Source organism: Tsukamurella hominis, from assembly GCF_965137015.1.
In the GTDB taxonomy this organism is placed as follows: domain Bacteria; phylum Actinomycetota; class Actinomycetes; order Mycobacteriales; family Mycobacteriaceae; genus Tsukamurella; species Tsukamurella hominis.
The window spans coordinates 44,856-61,193 of sequence record NZ_CBCRZG010000011.1 but is presented as its reverse complement, the minus strand read 5'-3'; the positions used below and the strand labels follow the sequence as shown (position 1 = coordinate 61,193).

General features: G+C 72.1%; 15 protein-coding genes. 10 read left to right on the top strand and 5 right to left on the bottom strand.

What is annotated here, in order from left to right; genetic code table 11:
- Positions 1–18: 18 nt before the first annotated feature.
- The 6 genes from ndk to proB all read left to right on the top strand — a co-directional run bounded on the left by ndk (position 19) and on the right by proB (position 7,331).
- Positions 19–432 (top strand): nucleoside-diphosphate kinase, encoded by a 414-nt coding sequence (ndk, locus tag ACM9LD_RS14885; RefSeq protein WP_068524796.1) that lies wholly within the window; start codon positions 19–21, stop codon positions 430–432.
- 320 nt (positions 433–752) lie between these two features.
- Positions 753–3,845, top strand: a complete 3,093-nt coding sequence (locus ACM9LD_RS14880; RefSeq protein ID WP_415677393.1) for a translation initiation factor IF-2 N-terminal domain-containing protein — start codon at positions 753–755, stop codon at positions 3,843–3,845.
- Between the two features lie 148 nt (positions 3,846–3,993).
- Positions 3,994–4,305: a 50S ribosomal protein L21 gene (rplU, locus tag ACM9LD_RS14875; RefSeq protein ID WP_146562262.1), complete on the top strand. Its 312-nt coding sequence runs from the start codon at positions 3,994–3,996 to the stop codon at positions 4,303–4,305.
- Between the two features lie 45 nt (positions 4,306–4,350).
- Positions 4,351–4,614 carry a 50S ribosomal protein L27 gene (rpmA, locus tag ACM9LD_RS14870; protein WP_013126135.1) on the top strand — a complete coding sequence of 88 codons (264 nt, stop codon included), beginning with the start codon at positions 4,351–4,353 and terminating at the stop codon, positions 4,612–4,614.
- Between the two features lie 123 nt (positions 4,615–4,737).
- Positions 4,738–6,198 carry a GTPase ObgE gene (obgE, locus tag ACM9LD_RS14865; protein WP_415677392.1) on the top strand — a complete coding sequence of 487 codons (1,461 nt, stop codon included), beginning with the start codon at positions 4,738–4,740 and terminating at the stop codon, positions 6,196–6,198.
- Positions 6,195–7,331: a glutamate 5-kinase gene (proB, locus tag ACM9LD_RS14860; protein WP_415677391.1), complete on the top strand. Its 1,137-nt coding sequence runs from the start codon at positions 6,195–6,197 to the stop codon at positions 7,329–7,331. The genes obgE and proB overlap by 4 nt, the downstream gene beginning before the upstream one ends.
- 17 nt (positions 7,332–7,348) lie before the next feature.
- Here the strand turns inward: proB and ACM9LD_RS14855 are convergent, their stop codons facing one another.
- Entirely contained in the window at positions 7,349–7,795 is a 447-nt protein-coding gene (locus ACM9LD_RS14855) for an SRPBCC family protein (protein WP_415677390.1), read from the bottom strand.
- Between the two features lie 192 nt (positions 7,796–7,987).
- On the opposite strand from ACM9LD_RS14855, the gene ACM9LD_RS14850 reads away from it, so the two are divergent.
- The 3 genes from ACM9LD_RS14850 to ACM9LD_RS14840 all read left to right on the top strand — a co-directional run bounded on the left by ACM9LD_RS14850 (position 7,988) and on the right by ACM9LD_RS14840 (position 10,286).
- Positions 7,988–8,974: an AurF N-oxygenase family protein gene (locus ACM9LD_RS14850; RefSeq protein WP_224651875.1), complete on the top strand. Its 987-nt coding sequence runs from the start codon at positions 7,988–7,990 to the stop codon at positions 8,972–8,974.
- Between the two features lie 113 nt (positions 8,975–9,087).
- The gene (locus ACM9LD_RS14845; RefSeq protein ID WP_415677389.1) at positions 9,088–9,705 is read left to right on the top strand and encodes a ClpP family protease; all 618 of its coding nucleotides are present in this window, start codon (positions 9,088–9,090) and stop codon (positions 9,703–9,705) included.
- On the top strand, positions 9,702–10,286 hold the full coding sequence (locus tag ACM9LD_RS14840; RefSeq protein WP_415677388.1) for a ClpP family protease: 585 nt from the start codon (positions 9,702–9,704) through the stop codon (positions 10,284–10,286). Before ACM9LD_RS14845 ends, ACM9LD_RS14840 begins: the two co-directional genes overlap by 4 nt.
- A 4-nt stretch (positions 10,287–10,290) precedes the next feature.
- On the opposite strand, the gene ACM9LD_RS14835 is transcribed toward ACM9LD_RS14840, so the two are convergent.
- From ACM9LD_RS14835 to ACM9LD_RS14820, 4 genes are read right to left on the bottom strand one after another with little or no spacing between them, the layout of a single operon-like run.
- On the bottom strand, positions 10,291–10,638 hold the full coding sequence (locus ACM9LD_RS14835; protein ID WP_211131320.1) for a helix-turn-helix domain-containing protein: 348 nt from the start codon (positions 10,636–10,638) through the stop codon (positions 10,291–10,293).
- Positions 10,639–10,698: 60 nt separating this feature from the next.
- The gene (locus ACM9LD_RS14830) at positions 10,699–12,909 is read right to left on the bottom strand and encodes a glycoside hydrolase family 3 C-terminal domain-containing protein (RefSeq protein ID WP_415677387.1); all 2,211 of its coding nucleotides are present in this window, start codon (positions 12,907–12,909) and stop codon (positions 10,699–10,701) included.
- 28 nt (positions 12,910–12,937) lie between these two features.
- Entirely contained in the window at positions 12,938–13,804 is an 867-nt protein-coding gene (locus ACM9LD_RS14825; RefSeq protein WP_415677386.1) for a Sir2 family NAD-dependent protein deacetylase, read from the bottom strand.
- A gap of 23 nt (positions 13,805–13,827) precedes the next feature.
- Positions 13,828–14,844: a magnesium and cobalt transport protein CorA gene (locus tag ACM9LD_RS14820; RefSeq protein WP_415677385.1), complete on the bottom strand. Its 1,017-nt coding sequence runs from the start codon at positions 14,842–14,844 to the stop codon at positions 13,828–13,830.
- 112 nt (positions 14,845–14,956) lie between these two features.
- Between ACM9LD_RS14820 and ACM9LD_RS14815 the strand changes: the two genes are divergently transcribed.
- A complete protein-coding gene (locus ACM9LD_RS14815; protein WP_415677384.1) occupies positions 14,957–16,327 on the top strand; it encodes an MFS transporter in 1,371 nt (456 codons plus the stop codon).
- Positions 16,328–16,338 lie beyond the last annotated feature (11 nt).

Genomic DNA, 16,338 nt, shown 5'->3' with positions numbered 1-16,338 from the left:
GCCCGTTACGCTGTTGCCGTGACTGAGCGGACTCTGATTCTCATCAAGCCCGACGGCGTGCGGCGCGGCCTGTCCGGGGAGATCCTGGCGCGCATCGAGCGGAAGGGCCTCACCATCGCGGCCCTCGAGCTCAAGCACGTCTCGACCGAGGTGGCCGAAGGCCACTACGCCGAGCACAAGGAGAAGCCCTTCTTCGGCTCCCTGCTCGAGTTCATCACCTCCGGGCCCGTCGTGGCCGCGGTGCTGGAGGGCCCGCGCGCGATCGCCGCGTTCCGCCAGCTCGCCGGGGGCACCGACCCGGTGGAGAAGGCCGTGCCCGGCACGATCCGCGGCGACTTCGGCCTCGAGACCCAGGAGAACCTGGTGCACGGCTCCGACTCGCCCGAGTCCGCCGCGCGCGAGATCGCCCTCTGGTTCCCCGGTCTCGCCTGACCTGCCGGAACCTGTTCCACACCCCTGATCCCACGGGCCCGCCCGCGCGACATCGCGCGGCGCGGGCCCGATACTTTTCCGCACTGCCTGTGGCGTGTGGGATACTGACGGAGGACGCACGTCGGCGCGCGCAACCGCGCAGCGCCGACCGGCCCGGCTGGCTCACAGATCGTCGAGCCAGCGTGCGCCACGCACGAGACACGTGCAGACCTTGACAAACGTGGGGCGGTAGGAGAATTCCTTCGCCCGCACCACACGACACGCCCCCGCGTGGCCGCGACCAGCAGTGATCGCGCCCGGGGGTCGGTAGGAGATATTGAGTGGCCGACAACACGTCGCCGGAAGAACAGAACAACGAAGCTCGGGAGGAGTTCCCGCAGAAGCTGCGCGTGCACGCGCTGGCGCGTCTGCTGGGCCTCACCAGCAAGGAGGTGCTCGCGCACCTCGGCGAGCTGGGCTTCGTCGCGCGCAGTGCGCACTCGAGCATCGATCGCAGCGCCGCCGAGCGCGTGCGTGATCGCGTCGCCGAGTCGGCCGGCGCGGGAAGCGCGGACGCCGCAGTGACGGCGCCCGAGTCCGCCGCCGACGCGCCCCGGACCGAGCAGCCGGCCCCGGCCGAGAAGCCGGCCGCGGTCGAGCAGACGGAGCCCGAGAGCGCCCCGTCGCTGTTCTCGGCGGCGTCGGTCGCCGAGCCCGTCGCGGAGCGGGCACCGTCGACCTTCGATGCGAACGTGCCGCTGTTCCTGCAGCCCGAGCAGGTCGAGCAGGCGCCGCGCAAGGCGCGCGCCGCGAAGAAGGACGCCGACTCGGCGCCCGTCGAGCCCGCGCCGGCTCCCGAGGTCGCCGACGCCGCGGTGCCCACCGACGCCCCGGCCGAGGCAGAGGCCGAGACCGAGACGGCCGACGCGGCACCGCCGGCCGACCAGAACGGCGACGACGAGGCCGGCGGCAACCGCCGGCGCCGCCGCGGACGTCGCGGGCGTGGCCGCGGCCGCGGGGAGAACGCCGACGAGCAGGACGGCCAGGAGCAGAACGAGGGCGACAAGGCCGCCGAGGCCGAGGCGCCCGCCCAGGACGGTGCCCCGCAGGCCGACGGCGAGAAGGCGGACGGCCAGAAGACCGACGGCGAGAAGACCGACGAGGCGTCCTCGGACGACGCCGACGGGGACGACGTCGAGGACGTGACCGACGGCGGCTCGCGCCGGCGTCGCCGTCGGCGTCGGCGCCGCGGCACGGGGGAGGACGGCGCGGAGGCCGCCTCCACCGACGACCCGCCCAACACCGTCGTGCACGAGCGCGAGCCGCGGCAGCGCCAGCGTCGCGACGAGGTGCGCGGCATCACCGGCTCGACCCGCCTCGAGGCCAAGCGCCAGCGCCGCCGTGACGGCCGCGACACCGTCCGCCGTCGCCCGCCGATCCTCACCGAGTCGGAGTTCCTCGCCCGCCGCGAGGCGGTCGACCGCGTGATGGTCGTGCGGGAGCGCACCGGTGTCGGCCCGTCGGAGGGCCAGGACGGGCACACCGTGCCGCACCCGCAGGACTACACCCAGGTCGCCGTCCTCGAGGACGGCGTGCTGGTGGAGCACTTCGTCACGTCGTCGAGCTCGGCGTCGATGGTCGGCAACATCTACCTGGGCCGCGTGCAGAACGTGCTGCCCTCGATGGAGGCGGCCTTCGTCGACATCGGCCGCGGCCGCAACGGCGTCCTGTACGCCGGTGAGGTCAACTGGGACGCCGCCGGCCTCGACGGCAACGCCCGCAAGATCGAGCAGGCCCTCAAGCCCGGAGATCAGGTGCTGGTGCAGGTGTCCAAGGACCCGGTCGGCCACAAGGGCGCCCGCCTCACCACGCAGATCTCGCTCGCGGGACGCTTCCTGGTCTACGTCCCCGGCGGCGGCTCCGCGGGCATCTCGCGCAAGCTGCCGGACACGGAGCGCAAGCGCCTCAAGGAGATCCTCAAGGAGATCGTCCCGGCCGATGCCGGCGTGATCATCCGCACCGCCTCCGAGGGGGTCAGCGCGGAGGAGCTCGCGGGCGACGTCGCGCGGCTGCAGGCGCAGTGGGCCGAGATCGAGGAGGCGTCCTCGCAGAAGGGCGTCAAGGCGCTCTACGAGGAGCCCGACCTGCTGGTCAAGGTCGTGCGCGACCTGTTCAACGAGGACTTCAGCAAGCTCGTCATCGAGGGCGGCCGCGCCTGGGAGACCGTGGAGAAGTACGTCTCCACCGTGGCGCCCGACCTGCTGCCCCGCGTCGAGAAGTTCGAGAAGGCCCACGCCGATGCGCCCGACGTCTTCGCGACCTACCGCATCGACGAGCAGCTCGCCAAGGCGATGGACCGCAAGGTCTGGCTGCCGTCGGGCGGCACGCTGGTCATCGACCGCACCGAGGCCATGACGGTCGTCGACGTCAACACCGGCAAGTTCACCGGCGCCGGCGGCAACCTCGAGGAGACCGTCACCCGGAACAACCTCGAGGCGGCCGAGGAGATCGTGCGGCAGATGCGCCTGCGCGACATCGGCGGCATGATCGTCGTCGACTTCATCGACATGGTCCTCGAGTCCAACCGCGACCTCGTGCTGCGCCGCCTCACCGAGGCGCTCGGCCGCGACCGCACCCGCCATCAGGTCTCCGAGGTCACCTCGCTCGGCCTGGTCCAGATGACCCGCAAGCGGATCGGCACCGGCCTCGTCGAGGCCTTCTCCACGCCGTGCCAGGCATGCTCGGGCCGCGGCATCATCGTCCACGACGCGCCCGTCGAGTCGTCGGGCGGCGGCGAGGACGCCGGCCGCTCCGGCGACAAGGCGGAGGGCTCGGGGCGCAAGAAGCGCAAGCGCGCCAAGTCCGACGGTGCCGGCCAGGCCCCGGCGGCGCCGCCCGCCCCCGCCAAGGAGCCCGTCGCTCACAAGGGCGAGCACCCCATGTTCCGGGCGATGGCCGCGCACCACGACGACGAGGCGCCGGAGGACTCCGCCGTCGCGACGCAGGTCGACGACGCGCCCGTGGAGGGCGCCACTGCCGACCGGGCCGCCGTCGAGCAGGTCGTCGAGGCCGTCGCGGAGGTTTCCGTGACCGAGGCGCCCGAGTCGCCGGTCGCCGACGCCCCTGCTGTCGAGACCCCGGCCGAGCCCGAGAAGCCGGCCGAGGCCGCGGCACCGCCTGCGCCCCGGCGCCGGCGGGTGGCGCGCAAGGCGCCCACCACCACGTCCGCGGCACCGCAGACGATCGTCGTCGACATCGCGGCCCCCGCGCCCGACGCCCCGGCGGTCACCGCGCATGCGGCCGACGGCGCCGGCGCCTCGGTGGCGGAGCCCGCGCGTAAGCGGGCCCGTCGACGGGCCGCCGCCCGGCCCGCGGGCCCCGCGGCGGGCGGGCCCGGGAGTGACGGTGCCGACAAGGCGGACCAGCCGGTTTGACCCTGTCGCCGGCCTTCCCGTAACCTGGGAAGGTCGCTTTTCCGGCGGCGCGCTCGTGCGTGCGTGTTACCGGAGTTCCCGCGTGATACGAGCCGCGCACCTGGCGCGCGCTGAACTACGAGATGTGTTGAAGAGGTAAGTGGAGAAGATGGCCACGTATGCGATCGTCAAGACCGGCGGCAAGCAGTACAAGGTCGCCGTCGGCGACCTGGTGAAGGTCGAGAAGATCGACGGTGAGGTCGGCAGCAGCGTCACGCTGCCCGTCGCTCTGGTCGTCGACGGCGCGAACCTCACCACCGACGCCGCGGCGCTGGAGAAGATCTCCGTGACCGGCGAGGTCGTGGATCAGGTCAAGGGCCCGAAGATCCGGATCCACAAGTTCAAGAACAAGACCGGCTACCACAAGCGTCAGGGCCACCGGCAGAAGCTGACGGTCGTCAAGGTGACCGCGATCGCCTGACCGGCGAACCCAGACAACGAACACCCCTAGTACAGGAGTAGCCAGATGGCACACAAGAAGGGCGCGTCCAGCTCGCGCAACGGTCGTGATTCCAACGCCCAGCGACTGGGCGTCAAGCGGTTCGGTGGCCAGAAGGTCAGCGCCGGCGAGATCCTGGTCCGCCAGCGCGGCACCCACTTCCACCCCGGCGTCGGTGTCGGCCGTGGCGGCGACGACACCCTGTTCGCCCTCGCCGCGGGTGCGGTGGAGTTCGGCACGAAGCGTGGCCGCAAGACGGTCAACATCGTGCCGGTCGCTGTGGAGGCCTAGTCCCGCAGCGGCAGTACGAGTCTTTTCGAAGGCGGGCGTGGTCTCCATCAGGTGACCCGCCCGCCTTCGGCTTTTCGCCCCGCGCCCACCGGCGCAGGGCACACAGGTAGAAAGAGGTTTCCCATGTCCAGGTTCGTCGACCGGGTGACGGTGCACGTCACGGCCGGTAACGGTGGCCACGGCTGCGCCTCGATCCACCGTGAGAAGTTCAAGCCGCTCGGCGGCCCCGACGGCGGCAACGGCGGCCGCGGCGGCTCCGTGATCCTCGAGGTCGATCCGCAGGTCCACACCCTGCTCGATTTCCACTTCCGCCCGCACCTCAAGGCGACGAACGGCAAGCCCGGTGAGGGCGGCAACCGCGAGGGCAAGTCCGGCCAGGACGTTGTGCTCAAGGTGCCGGACGGCACCGTCGTGCTCGATACGGACGGGAAGATGCTGGCCGACCTCGTGGGCGCCGGCACCCGCTTCGATGCGGCGCAGGGCGGCCGCGGCGGCCGCGGCAACGCCGCGCTCGTCTCCAAGGCCCGCAAGGCACCCGGCTTCGCCCTGCTCGGCGAGGAGGGCCAGGCCCGCGACCTGGTGCTCGAGCTCAAGTCCGTGGCCGACGTGGGCCTCGTCGGCTTCCCGTCCGCGGGCAAGTCCTCGCTGGTCTCGGTCCTCTCGGCCGCGAAGCCGAAGATCGCCGACTACCCCTTCACCACCCTCGCCCCCAACCTCGGCGTGGTCTCGGCGGGGGAGACCACCTTCACCATCGCCGACGTGCCCGGGCTCATCCCCGGCGCCTCGACGGGCCGCGGCCTCGGCCTGGACTTCCTGCGCCACCTCGAGCGCTGCGCGGTGCTCGCGCACGTCGTGGACTGCGCGACCCTGGAGCCGGGCCGCGACCCGGTCAGCGACGTCGACGCGCTGGAGGCCGAGCTGGCCGCCTACCAGCCCGCGCTGGCGGCCGACACCGGTCTGGGCGAGCTGTCCGAGCGCCCGCGCATCGTGGTGCTCAACAAGGCCGACGTGCCCGACGCCGAGGAACTCGCCGAGATGGTGCGCCCCGAGTTCGAGGCACGGGGCTGGCCCGTGTTCGTGATCTCCGCGGTCGCCCACACCGGCCTCCGCGAGCTCACGTTCGCGCTCGCCGACCTGGTGCAGAAGTACCGCGCGGAGCTCGGCACGCCCGTCGCGCGCCGCCCCGTCATCCGGCCCATCGCGATCGACGAGTCCGGCTTCGAGGTCATCTCCGATCCGGACCAGCCGGGCGGCTTCATCGTGCGCGGCCCGCGGCCGGAGCGGTGGATCAAGCAGACCCCGTTCGACAACGACGAGGCCGTCGGCTTCCTCGCGGACCGGCTCAACCGGCTCGGCGTCGAGAAGGAACTGTTCAAGCTCGGCGCGGAGCCCGGCTGCCCCGTCACGATCGGCGACGTGTGCTTCAACTGGGAGCCCTCGCTGGGCACCATCGATGACGTGCCCGTCACGGGCCGCGGTACCGACATCCGCCTCGAGCAGAACGATCGTGTGGGGGCGGCCGAGCGGCGCCACCAGCACGACGTGCGCCGTGGCCTCGCGAGCGACGACGAGGACGACGAATGACGGCGGCGCCCGCGACCGGTGATCTCCTCGCCGGCGACATGCGCGCCGCGGTCGCGGGTGCCCGCAAGCTGGTCGTCAAGATCGGCAGCTCCGCGCTGACCGACCTCGAGCACGGCCTGGCCTCCGACCGGCTGGACGCGCTGACCGACGCCATCGTTGCGCGGCTGGACCGGGGGACCGAGGTCATCGTGGTCTCGTCGGGCGCGATCGGCGCGGGCATGGCGCCGCTGGGCCTCAAGCGCCGGCCGACCGACCTCGCCACCAAGCAGGCCGTCGCCTCCGTGGGGCAGCTGCAGCTCGCCAACGCGTGGGGTGCGTCGTTCCGCCGGTACGAGCGCATCGTCTCGCTGGTGCTGCTCACCGCGCACGACATCGGCCTGCGGGTGCACGCCGCGAACGCGCAGCGCACCCTGGACCGCCTCCGCACGCTGGGCGCCGTCCCGATCATCAACGAGAACGACGTGGTGGCCTCGAACGAGGTCCGCTTCGGCGACAACGACCGGCTCGCGGCCCTCGTCGCGCACCTCACCGGCGCGGACGCGCTGGTCCTGCTGTCGGACGTCGACGGGCTCTACGACGGTGACCCGCGCAAGGGCGACGCGTCGCTGATCGCGGCCGTCGACGGTCCCGAGGACCTGGACGGCGTCGTCGCGGGCTCCGGCGGCGCCCTCGGCACGGGCGGCATGGCCTCGAAGCTCTCGGCGGCCCGCCTGGCGGCGGACGCCGGCGTTCCGGTGCTCCTCACCGCCGCCGCGCTCGCCGATCGGGCGCTCGACGGCGCCGACGTGGGCACGGTCTTCCGGCCCCGGGCCGTGCGCCTCTCGGCGCGGCGGTTCTGGGTGCGGCACGCGGCCGACGTGCACGGCGACCTCACGCTGGACGACGGTGCCGTGGCCGCGGTGGTCGACCGGCGTCGCTCGCTGCTCCCGGCCGGCGTCACCGCGGTCAGCGGCACCTTCTCCGGCGGCGATGTGGTGAACCTGCGCGACCTGGGCGGCACCGTCCGGGCCCGCGGGGTGGCGGCCTACGACCACACCGAACTCGAGATGATGCTCGGCCGCGACACCACGGACCTGCCGGAGGGTCTGCGCCGCCCCGTCGTCCACGCGGACGACCTGGTGCCGGTGCGCTGACGCCCGCGCGCCGGGCGTCAGACCTGGGCGCCCTCGAGGTCGCGGCGGAGAGCGGCCTCGGAGGCCTTGACGGCCTGCACGGCGAAGGGCTCGATGATCATGCCGAGGGCCTTGCCGGCGAGCCCTCCGGGCAGCTCGTAGGTGAACTCGACGGCGAGCTCGGTGGCGGCGTTGCCGACGGCGCTGAACGTCCAGCGCGACGTGGTCTTGAAGCCCGCGATGGACGTCAGGGTGATCAGGCGGTCCTCCTCGAACTCGGTGACCTCGACGACGGAGCCGATCTCCTTCGGGCCGATCTTCACGGCCGAGTCGTAGGTCGCGCCGAGGCCGTAGTCCTTCTCGCCCTGCGGGACGAACTTGCTGATGCCGAAGAACCATTGCGGCACGGTCCGGTAGTCCGCGACGTGGGCGAACGCGGTGCTCAGGGGGACGGACGCCGATGCGGTGTGGTGGATGGTGGTCATGGAGGCCTCCGGTCTGGGCGAGCGACAGCGAACACGTGGGACCCGGTGTCCCGGGTGATCACCGGCGACCCTACATGCCCGACCAGCGCATTCATACAGACGGGTAGGAAATGTCCACGAACGTGGTACATTTTTGTCAGAACTGTGTCAGCCCAGCAGGAGGAGTCCGTCGTGGCACTGCACATCACCCACATGGGGCGCACCCGAGGCCGCCCGTTCGCCGGGCAGGCGGAGTACGAGCAGACCCTGCAGGACCTCTCCGAGGCCTCCGTCCAGCGCAACTTCGATCCCTACGTCGACATCGACTGGGACTCGCCGGAGCTGGCGGTCACGCCGGACGATCCGCGGTGGATCCTCGACTCCCGCTTCGACCCGATCGGCCGCACCGAGTGGTACCAGTCGCAGCCGCGGTCCAAGCAGATCGAGATGGGCATGTGGCGCCAGGCGAACGTGGCCAAGGTCGGCCTGCAGTTCGAGTCGGTGCTGATCCGCGGCATCATGCAGTACACGGCCCTGCAGCCGAACAACTCGCCGGAGTTCCGCTACGCCACCCATGAGGCGAAGGAGGAGTGCCAGCACACGCTGATGTTCCAGGAGTTCGTCAACCGGATCGGGATGGACGTGCCGGGCGGCCCGCTGTGGTTCCGCCGCCTGTCGCCGATCATCCCGCTGGCCGCGACCACCTTCCCGATGATCTTCTACATGGGCGTGCTCGGCGGTGAGGAGCCGATCGACCACGTGCAGAAGCAGTTCCTGCGCTCGGGGATCGAGCAGCATCCCACGATGACCGCGGTCATGCAGATCCACGTCGCGGAGGAGGCCCGCCACATCTCCTTCGCGCACCAACTGCTCGAGCACCGCATCCCCACGCGCGGCGCTTTCCCGCGCTTCCTGCTCTCGCTGGCGCTGCCGCTGGTGATGCGCTCGCTGCTCACCGCGATCGCGGTGCCGCCGCGCGAGTTCCGCAAGCGCTTCGAGATCCCGCGCTCCGAGTGGAAGCAGATGTACTGGCGCTCGCCGGAGTCGCAGGCGGTCAAGCGCGAGGTCTTCGGCGACGTCCGGCTGCTGGCCGAGAAGACGAAGCTGATGAACCCCGTCTCGCGGGTGCTGTGGCGCGTCCTGGGCATCGACGGTCGCGTCTCGCGCTTCCGCAGCGAGCCCGCCTACTCCGCCGGCTGACCCCCCGGCGGACCCGGACCCGACCGATCCGCCTGGAGCGGAGCTGCCGTGAGCGTTTCCGCCCCAGGCGGATTCGTCTGTCCGGGGGAGGGTTTCGGCGCCACGATGGGCGCATGAGTGAAAACCCGAAGATCCCGCACTTCACCGAACGGGTGCGCCGCGAGCTCTACGACCGCCGCGTCGTCGTCCTCGACGGTCCGCTCGACGACGACAACGGCTCCCTGCTCGCCACCCAGATCCTCTCGCTCGCGTCCACGAGCTCAGCCGACATCGCGCTGTGGATTCACTCGCCGGGCGGCTCCGTCCCGTCGATGCTCGCGATCCGCGACATCATGCGGCTCGTGCCGTGCGACGTCTCCACGCTGGTCCTGGGCATCGCGTACAGCGCCGGGCAGTTCCTGCTCTCCGCCGGTGCGCCGGGCAAACGTCGCGCGCTGCCGCACGCGCGGGTGCTCATGCACCAGGGTTCCGCGGGTATCGGTGGCACCGCGGTCGACATCGAACTGCAGGCCGGCGACCTGCGGCACACGCGCGACACCGTCCTCGGCCTCATCGCCGAGGACACCGGGCGGCCCCTGGAGCAGATCTTCGAGGATTCGCTGCACGACCGCTGGTACACGGCGGAGCAGGCGCGCGAGTACGGCTTCATCGACGAGATCGTGGAGTCCTTCGACACCGTGGTGCCGGGCCGGCGCAGGGCCGGCTTCGACCTGACGGGAGCCGCGCGATGAGCACCTACACGATCCCCAACGTCATCGATCGGCGCCCGAACGGCGAGCGGATCACCGACGTCTACTCGCACCTGCTGTCCGAGCGCGTCGTCTACCTGGGCACCGCGATCGATGCGGGCGTCGCGAACGCGATCGTCGCGCAGCTGCTCTTCCTCGCCTCCGACGGCGACGGCGAGATCCAGCTGTACATCAACTGCGAGGGCGGTGATCCCAGTGCGGCGCTGGCGATCTACGACACCATGCGCTACATCCGCCCGACGGTGGCGACCACGTGCGTCGGGCAGGCGGTCGCCGTGGGGGCGCTGCTCCTCGCGGGCGGTGCGCCCGGGCGCAGGATGGCGCTGCCGCACGCGCGGGTGGTGCTGCACCAGCCCTCCGCGCAGGGCCGCGGCACCATCCCGGACCTGATCCTCCAGGCCGACGAGGTGATCCGCGTCCGCGGGCAGATGGAGCGGGTGCTCGCCCGGCACACGGGGCGAACGCCGGAGGTACTGCGCGCCGATACCGACCACGACCGCGTCTTCACCGCCGAGGCGGCCGTCGACTACGGGCTGATCGACGAGGTGATCGAGGAGGCCTGACGGGTCACGCGGCCAGCGCCAGCAGGCGCGGTCCGGGGGAGGCCGGGGCGGGGGAGACCGGTCCCGCCGCCGGCCGGGCGGTGAGGTCGAGCCGCAGGACCGGGCGGGCGGCGCCCAGGCGGCGGCCCACCTCGACGGCGACGGCGCCCACGCCGGTGCCGAGCGCCCCGGCGATCGCCGCCAGCATCTCGCTCGACGGGTCCTTGAGGCCGCGCTCGATCTCGGAGAGGTACTGCGGTGAGATCCCCGCCCGCTCGGCGGTGTCCGCGAGGCGCTCGCCCCGCTCGTGGCGCAGTCGACGCAGGTGGGCGCCCAGTTCGTGCCGGAACAGTGCCTCGCCGTGGATCGTCATACCGGCAACGCTACGACTCCGGGGCGTGCGGCACCGTCGGATCTGCTCTGAGCAGCGCGGTCACTGCGCGGCGATGACGGCCTCCAACTGCGCGCGGGCCTCGTCGCCGGCCGGGCCCGGCAGCATGTCGAGGGCCTTGCCGAGTGGCATCGATCCGGCGAGCTCCAGCAACTGGTCGACGGGCAGGCCGCCCGCCGATCCCGCCAGCGCCGCCCGGAAACCCTCGCCCGCGACGGGATGCGCGGCCCACTCGGAGATCGTCGAGTCCATGTCCAGTCGCTGGGCGAGCACGTCCCCGTCGAGCGTGAGGGCGACGTCCGCGTCGATGTCCGCGCTGCTGCGGCCCACTTCGATCAGGTACTCGCCGGGCGCGACGACCCAGTCGCCGCGCGGCCCGTCCCAGTGGGCGAACGCGCGCCGCGGCAGGTCGAGGGTCACCGTCGTCGAGGCGCCGGGCTCGAGCGCCACCTTGTCGAAGGCGGCCAGCGACCGGCGCGGCCGGAAGACCGGGCCGGGCCCGCCGCCCACGTACAGCTGCACCACGTGGCTACCCGCCCGCTCGCCGGTGTTCGTCACGCGGACCGTGGCGGTGGCGCTGTCGTGGCCGGTGGCCTTGACCACGAGGTCGTCGACCGCGAACGTGGTGTACCCGAGGCCGTGCCCGAACGGGTACCGCGGCGCGATGCCCCGCGTGGTGTACCAGCGGTAGCCGACGAGGAGGCCCTCGCCGTAGCGCACGGTGCCCAGTTCGCCGGGGAAGTTCCCGAACGCCGGCGTCTCCTCGAGGCGGTGCGGAATCGTCTCCGCGAGCCGGCCCGACGGTGCCGCGAGCTCGAAGAGTAGGTCGGCGATCGCCGCGCCGCCGCCCTGCCCGAGGAGGAAGGCCTCGAGGATCGCGTCCACCTCGTCGTGCCAGGGTTCCAGCTCGATCACGCCGCCGCCGACCAGCACGACGACGGTGCGCGGCGCCGCGGCGGCGACCGCCCGCAGCACCTCCACCTGTCGCGGGTCGATCGCGAGGTCCGGCCGGTCGAAGCCCTCGGACTCCTCGGCCTCGGTGAGCCCGGCGAAGACCACCGCGGTCCCGCACCGCGCGGCGGCCGCGACGGCCTCGGCGCGGAGAGCGGCGTGGTCCTCGTCGCCGAGGCCGTAGCCCGCCGCGAACTCCACCGCGACGCCCAGGTCGGCGCCGCGCGCGGCGATCTCGTCGAGCGGCACGTCGACGCGGGTGGCGTTGATGTGGCTGGAGCCGCCGCCCTGGTAGCGCGGCGTGCGGGCCAGCTCGCCGATCACGGCGACCGAGCCCGACGCGGCACTGAGGGGGAGCGCGGCGTCCTCGTTGCGCAGCAGGACGGCGCACTCGGCCGCGGCCTCCCGCGCGAGCGCGTGGTGCGCGTCCAGGTCCGGCGCGGGCTCGTCGTCCGACGGCGCCCAGCGCGTCAGGTCGATCACCCGCTGCGCCGCGCGGGTCACGACGGCCTCGTCGAGCTCGCCGGACCCGACCGCGGCGACGATCCGCGCCGTGCTGTGCGGGCCGTGCGGCATCTCCAGGTCGAGCCCGGCGCGGACCGCGGCGACGGGGTCGTGCACCGCGCCCCAGTCGGAGACGACGAGCCCGTCGTAGCCCCACTCGTCGCGCAGCACCGTCGTGAGCAGCCAGGGATTCTCCGAGGCGTACACGCCGTCGATGCGGTTGTACGAGCACATCACCGTCGCGGGGGCCGCGTCCTTCACGATCCGCTCGAACGCGGGGAGGTAGATCTCGCGGACGGTGCGCGGGTCGGCGTCGACGCTCACGCGCATGCGCTCCGTCTCCTGGTTGTTGAGCGCGAAGTGCTTGACCGACGCGCCCGCGCCGCCGTCCTGCAGGCCCTGCACCTGGGCGGCGCCCAGTGCCCCGGCCAGCAGCGGATCCTCGGAGTAGTACTCGAAGTTCCGGCCGCACAGCGGATGCCGCTTGATGTTGACGCCGGGGCCGAGCACCACGGCGACGCCGAGCGCCCGCGCCTCCGCCGCCACGGCCCCGCCGATGCGCCGCGCCAGGTCCGGATTCCAGCTCGACCCCACGGCGACCGCCGGCGGGAAGCAGGTCGCGGGGGCGGCGGCGTTGAGTCCCAGGTGATCCGACGCGCCCACCTGGCGGCGCACGCCGTGCGGGCCGTCGGTCAGCACGATCGACGGGACGCCCGGGGCCGCGGCGGTGGTCCAGAAGTCGGCGCCGGTCAGCAGGCGGGCGCGGTCCTCGATCGGCAGGTCGGCGGCGGTGCTCACGGGGTGTCCTCTCGGTCGGGGCGGGGGTTCAGGGGGCGACGAGGCGGTGCAGCGCCGTCGCGACGTCCACGTCGACGGTGACGTCGGCCAGCCCGTCGCCCCGCGTGCGGCCGCGGTTGACGATGACGACGGGCGTGCCCTGCTTGTGCGCGTGCCGCACGAACCGGAGCCCCGACATCACGGTGAGCGAGCTGCCGAGCACGAGGAGGGCGTCGGCATCGTCGACCATGGTGAAGGCGCGCTCGACGCGCGGCTTGGGCACGGACTCCCCGAAGTAGACGATGTCGGGCTTGAGGATGCCGCCGCAGCGGCCGCAGTCGACCATGGTGAAGTCCGTCGTGTCCTCGACCACGACGTCGGCGTCGGGCGCCACCTCGACCGCGCCGCGGTCGGCGATGCGCGCGGCGAAGCCCGCGTTGAGCGGCTCGAGCTGCGCGTGCAGGCGGTGCCGGCTGATCCGGTTCTCACAGCTCAGGCACCGCACCTGCGCGTAGTTGCCGTGCAGGTCGATCACGCGGCGCGAGCCGGCCTTGAGGTGCAGCAGGTCCACGTTCTGCGTGATCACCCCCGTCACCCCGGGCAGCGCCGCCAGCGCCCGGTGCGCCGCGTTCGGCAGCGCGGCGTCCATGTGCCGCCAGCCGAGGTGGTTACGGGCCCAGTACCGCCGCCGGAACTCGGGCGAGCCGAGGAACTGCTGGATCGTCATCGGGGTTCGACGGGGCGCCCCCGGGCTGCGGTAGTCGGGGATGCCGGACGCGGTGGAGACGCCCGCCCCGGTCAGCGCGACGATGCGGCGACCGCGGAGCAGGGCCCGCGCGCGATCGAGCCGGTCGGCGTAGTCCGGGTCCGGCGCGGTCGCCTCAGCGGGTTCCCAGGCGGGCATCGCGGTGCGCACGTTCCCACGTTACGTCGGTCGGATCAGTCGGCGGCGCCCAGCGGATTCTCGGGCATCGACTCCTTGCGGCGCAGCCACAGGCGCAGCGCGATGAGCGGCACGAACAGGCCGCAGACGCCGAAGATCAGGAACTGCCAGGGCCCGCCGATGTGGTCGACGAGCCAGCCGAAGTTCTGCCCGAAGAAGCCGGTGACGAAGGTCAGTGGAAGGAAGATGGTGGAGAGCACGGTGAGCCGCTCGATGGTGGAGCTCTGCCGCGCCGCCGAGTGCGCCTGCTGCACCGAGACCACGGCGATGTTCGCCTGCAGGATCGTGCCGAGCAGGTCGCGCTGCGCGGAGACCTCCTCGTTGACGAGCTGCAACCGGTCGTAGACGTCGCGGAGGTACGGGGAGAGGCGTTCCTCTCCGAGGCTCTTGCCCACGGAGTTCACCACGGCGAGCAAGGGGTGCGCCGCCCGGTAGAAGTTGGTCACCTCGCGGCGCAAAAGGTAGATGCGCTCGGTGGGGGCGACCGCGCCCGAGAAGACCGTCGCCTCGATCTGCTCGATGTCGTGTTCCAGGCCGGCGACGACGGGCTCGTAGCCGTCCACGACCTGGTCGAGGATGGCCCACAGCACCGCGTCGGTGCCGAGCGCGAGGAGCTCGGGCTTCTGCTCGAGCCGGGCGCGGGCCTGGTGCAGCTCGCTCGCGACGCCCTGCCGCACGGTGATGACGAAGTTCCTCGCGACGAAGACGCTGATCTCGCCGAAATCGACCTCCTCGCGGGCGTCGTCGTAGCGGGCCGTTCGCAGGATGACCAGTTTCACCGAGGCTTCGAAGTCCTCGACCTTGGGCCGCAGGTGGTAGTCCTGCGCGTCCTCGACGGCGAGCTCGTGCAGGTCGAAGGCCTCGCGGACGGATTCCATCTCCTCGGGCGTCGGCTCGAACAACCCGAGCCAGACGAAGCCGTTCTCGGTGCACAGGCGCGCGGCGTCCAGCGGCGCGAGGGTCTCCTCGGCCTGCCGGGCGCCACCCAGGTAGTGGGCGCAATCGACGATCACCCCCGTGATTCAACTCCACGTCGGCCGCTCGCGTGGGGTATCGCACCGCTCATTCGCCCGGTGGTCACCGCCCGGAAACCGCTGTATTCGTTTACCGAAGTATATTTCGACGATGACCACCGAGACCTCGCAGGCGCCGTCGATCGCGGCGCGCCTGGACCGGCTGCCGATGACCAGGCTGCACTTCGCCGCGGTCGGCGTCATCGGGCTGGGCCTGTTCTTCGACCAGTACGAGAACTTCCTCGCCGCGACCATCGCGACGGTGCTCAAGAAGGACTTCGCGCTGGGGCCCGACGAGCTCAAGCTGCTGTTGGCGTCCGCGTTCATCGGCCAGTTCATCGGCGCCCTGTTCATGGGCCGCTTGGCGGACCGCTACGGCCGGCGCACCGCGTTCATGATCAACCTGGCCCTCTACTCGGCGATGTCGCTCGCGGGCGCGTTCAGCCCCAACGCCGCGTTCCTCGTGGTGACGCGGTTCGTCGCCGGGATCGGCATCGGCGGCGAGTTCGCGCTCGCCGACTCCTACCTCTCGGACATCCTGCCGAAGAACGTGCGCGGCAAGTACATCTCGCTCGCGTACGTGGTGTCCTTCCTCGGCGTCCCAGTGGTCGGCTTCGCCGCGCGCTGGCTCACCCCGCAGGTCTTCGATCTCGGTGGGGTGGAGGTCCAGGGCTGGCGGTTGTTGTTCGTCTTCGGCGCGTTCGGCTCCCTGCTGGTCTGGCTGGTCCGACGGGGCCTGCCGGAGTCGCCCCGCTGGTTGGAGGCGCAAGGGCGCTACGACGAGGCCGACGCCATCGTCCACAGGTTGGAGGCGCAGGCGGTCGCGGAGGGGAAGGTCCTCGCGGAGCCGGATGCGGCACTCCGGCCGGTGACCTCCCGGTCGATCACGATCCGCGCGCTGTTCCGCCCGCCGTACCGCCGGCGCACCGTCATGCTGTGGATCGTCTCCGCCCTGGAGGTCTTCGGCTACTACGGGTTCGGCACCATCGCGCCGCTCGTCCTCCTGGCCAAGGGGTACTCGATCCAGACCTCGTTGCTGTTCGTGGCGCTGTCGTACATCGGCTACCCGCTCGGCGCCGCGCTCGCGATGCCGATCGTCGAGCGGATCGAGCGGCGCTACCTCGTGATCGGCTCGGCGGGCCTGATGGCCGCCTTCGGCCTGTGGTTCGGTTTCGCCGCCAGCCCCGTCCAGATCGTGCTCGCCGGCTTCCTGTACACCCTCGCGTCGAACCTGTTCTCCAACGCGTACCACGTGTATCTCGCGGACTCCTACCCCACGGCGATCCGGGGGACGGCCGCCGGCGCCGCGTACTCGCTGTCGAAGCTGGTGACCGCGTTTCTTCCGTTCGTTCTGCTTCCGATTCTCGACGAGCGTGGCAGCGTGTGGGTGTTCGCGGTGGTGGCGGCGGCGATGCTCGCCCTGATGATCACGGTGGCCGCCCTCGGTCATCGGAGCACGGGCCGCTCCGCCGACGAGGTCTAGGACGGAAGGCA

What these genes read in the sequence shown, in the direction of transcription:
- rplU (WP_146562262.1), top strand. Translation starts at nt 3,994, where the DNA reads ATGGCCACGTATGCGATCGTCAAGACCGGCGGCAAGCAGTACAAGGTC.
- rpmA (WP_013126135.1), top strand. Translation starts at nt 4,351, where the DNA reads ATGGCACACAAGAAGGGCGCGTCCAGCTCGCGCAACGGTCGTGATTCC.
- obgE (WP_415677392.1), top strand. Translation starts at nt 4,738, where the DNA reads ATGTCCAGGTTCGTCGACCGGGTGACGGTGCACGTCACGGCCGGTAAC.
- proB (WP_415677391.1), top strand. Translation starts at nt 6,195, where the DNA reads ATGACGGCGGCGCCCGCGACCGGTGATCTCCTCGCCGGCGACATGCGC.
- ACM9LD_RS14855 (WP_415677390.1), bottom strand. Translation starts at nt 7,795, where the DNA reads ATGACCACCATCCACCACACCGCATCGGCGTCCGTCCCCCTGAGCACC.
- ACM9LD_RS14850 (WP_224651875.1), top strand. Translation starts at nt 7,988, where the DNA reads ATGGGGCGCACCCGAGGCCGCCCGTTCGCCGGGCAGGCGGAGTACGAG.
- ACM9LD_RS14845 (WP_415677389.1), top strand. Translation starts at nt 9,088, where the DNA reads ATGAGTGAAAACCCGAAGATCCCGCACTTCACCGAACGGGTGCGCCGC.
- ACM9LD_RS14840 (WP_415677388.1), top strand. Translation starts at nt 9,702, where the DNA reads ATGAGCACCTACACGATCCCCAACGTCATCGATCGGCGCCCGAACGGC.
- ACM9LD_RS14835 (WP_211131320.1), bottom strand. Translation starts at nt 10,638, where the DNA reads ATGACGATCCACGGCGAGGCACTGTTCCGGCACGAACTGGGCGCCCAC.
- ACM9LD_RS14815 (WP_415677384.1), top strand. Translation starts at nt 14,957, where the DNA reads ATGACCACCGAGACCTCGCAGGCGCCGTCGATCGCGGCGCGCCTGGAC.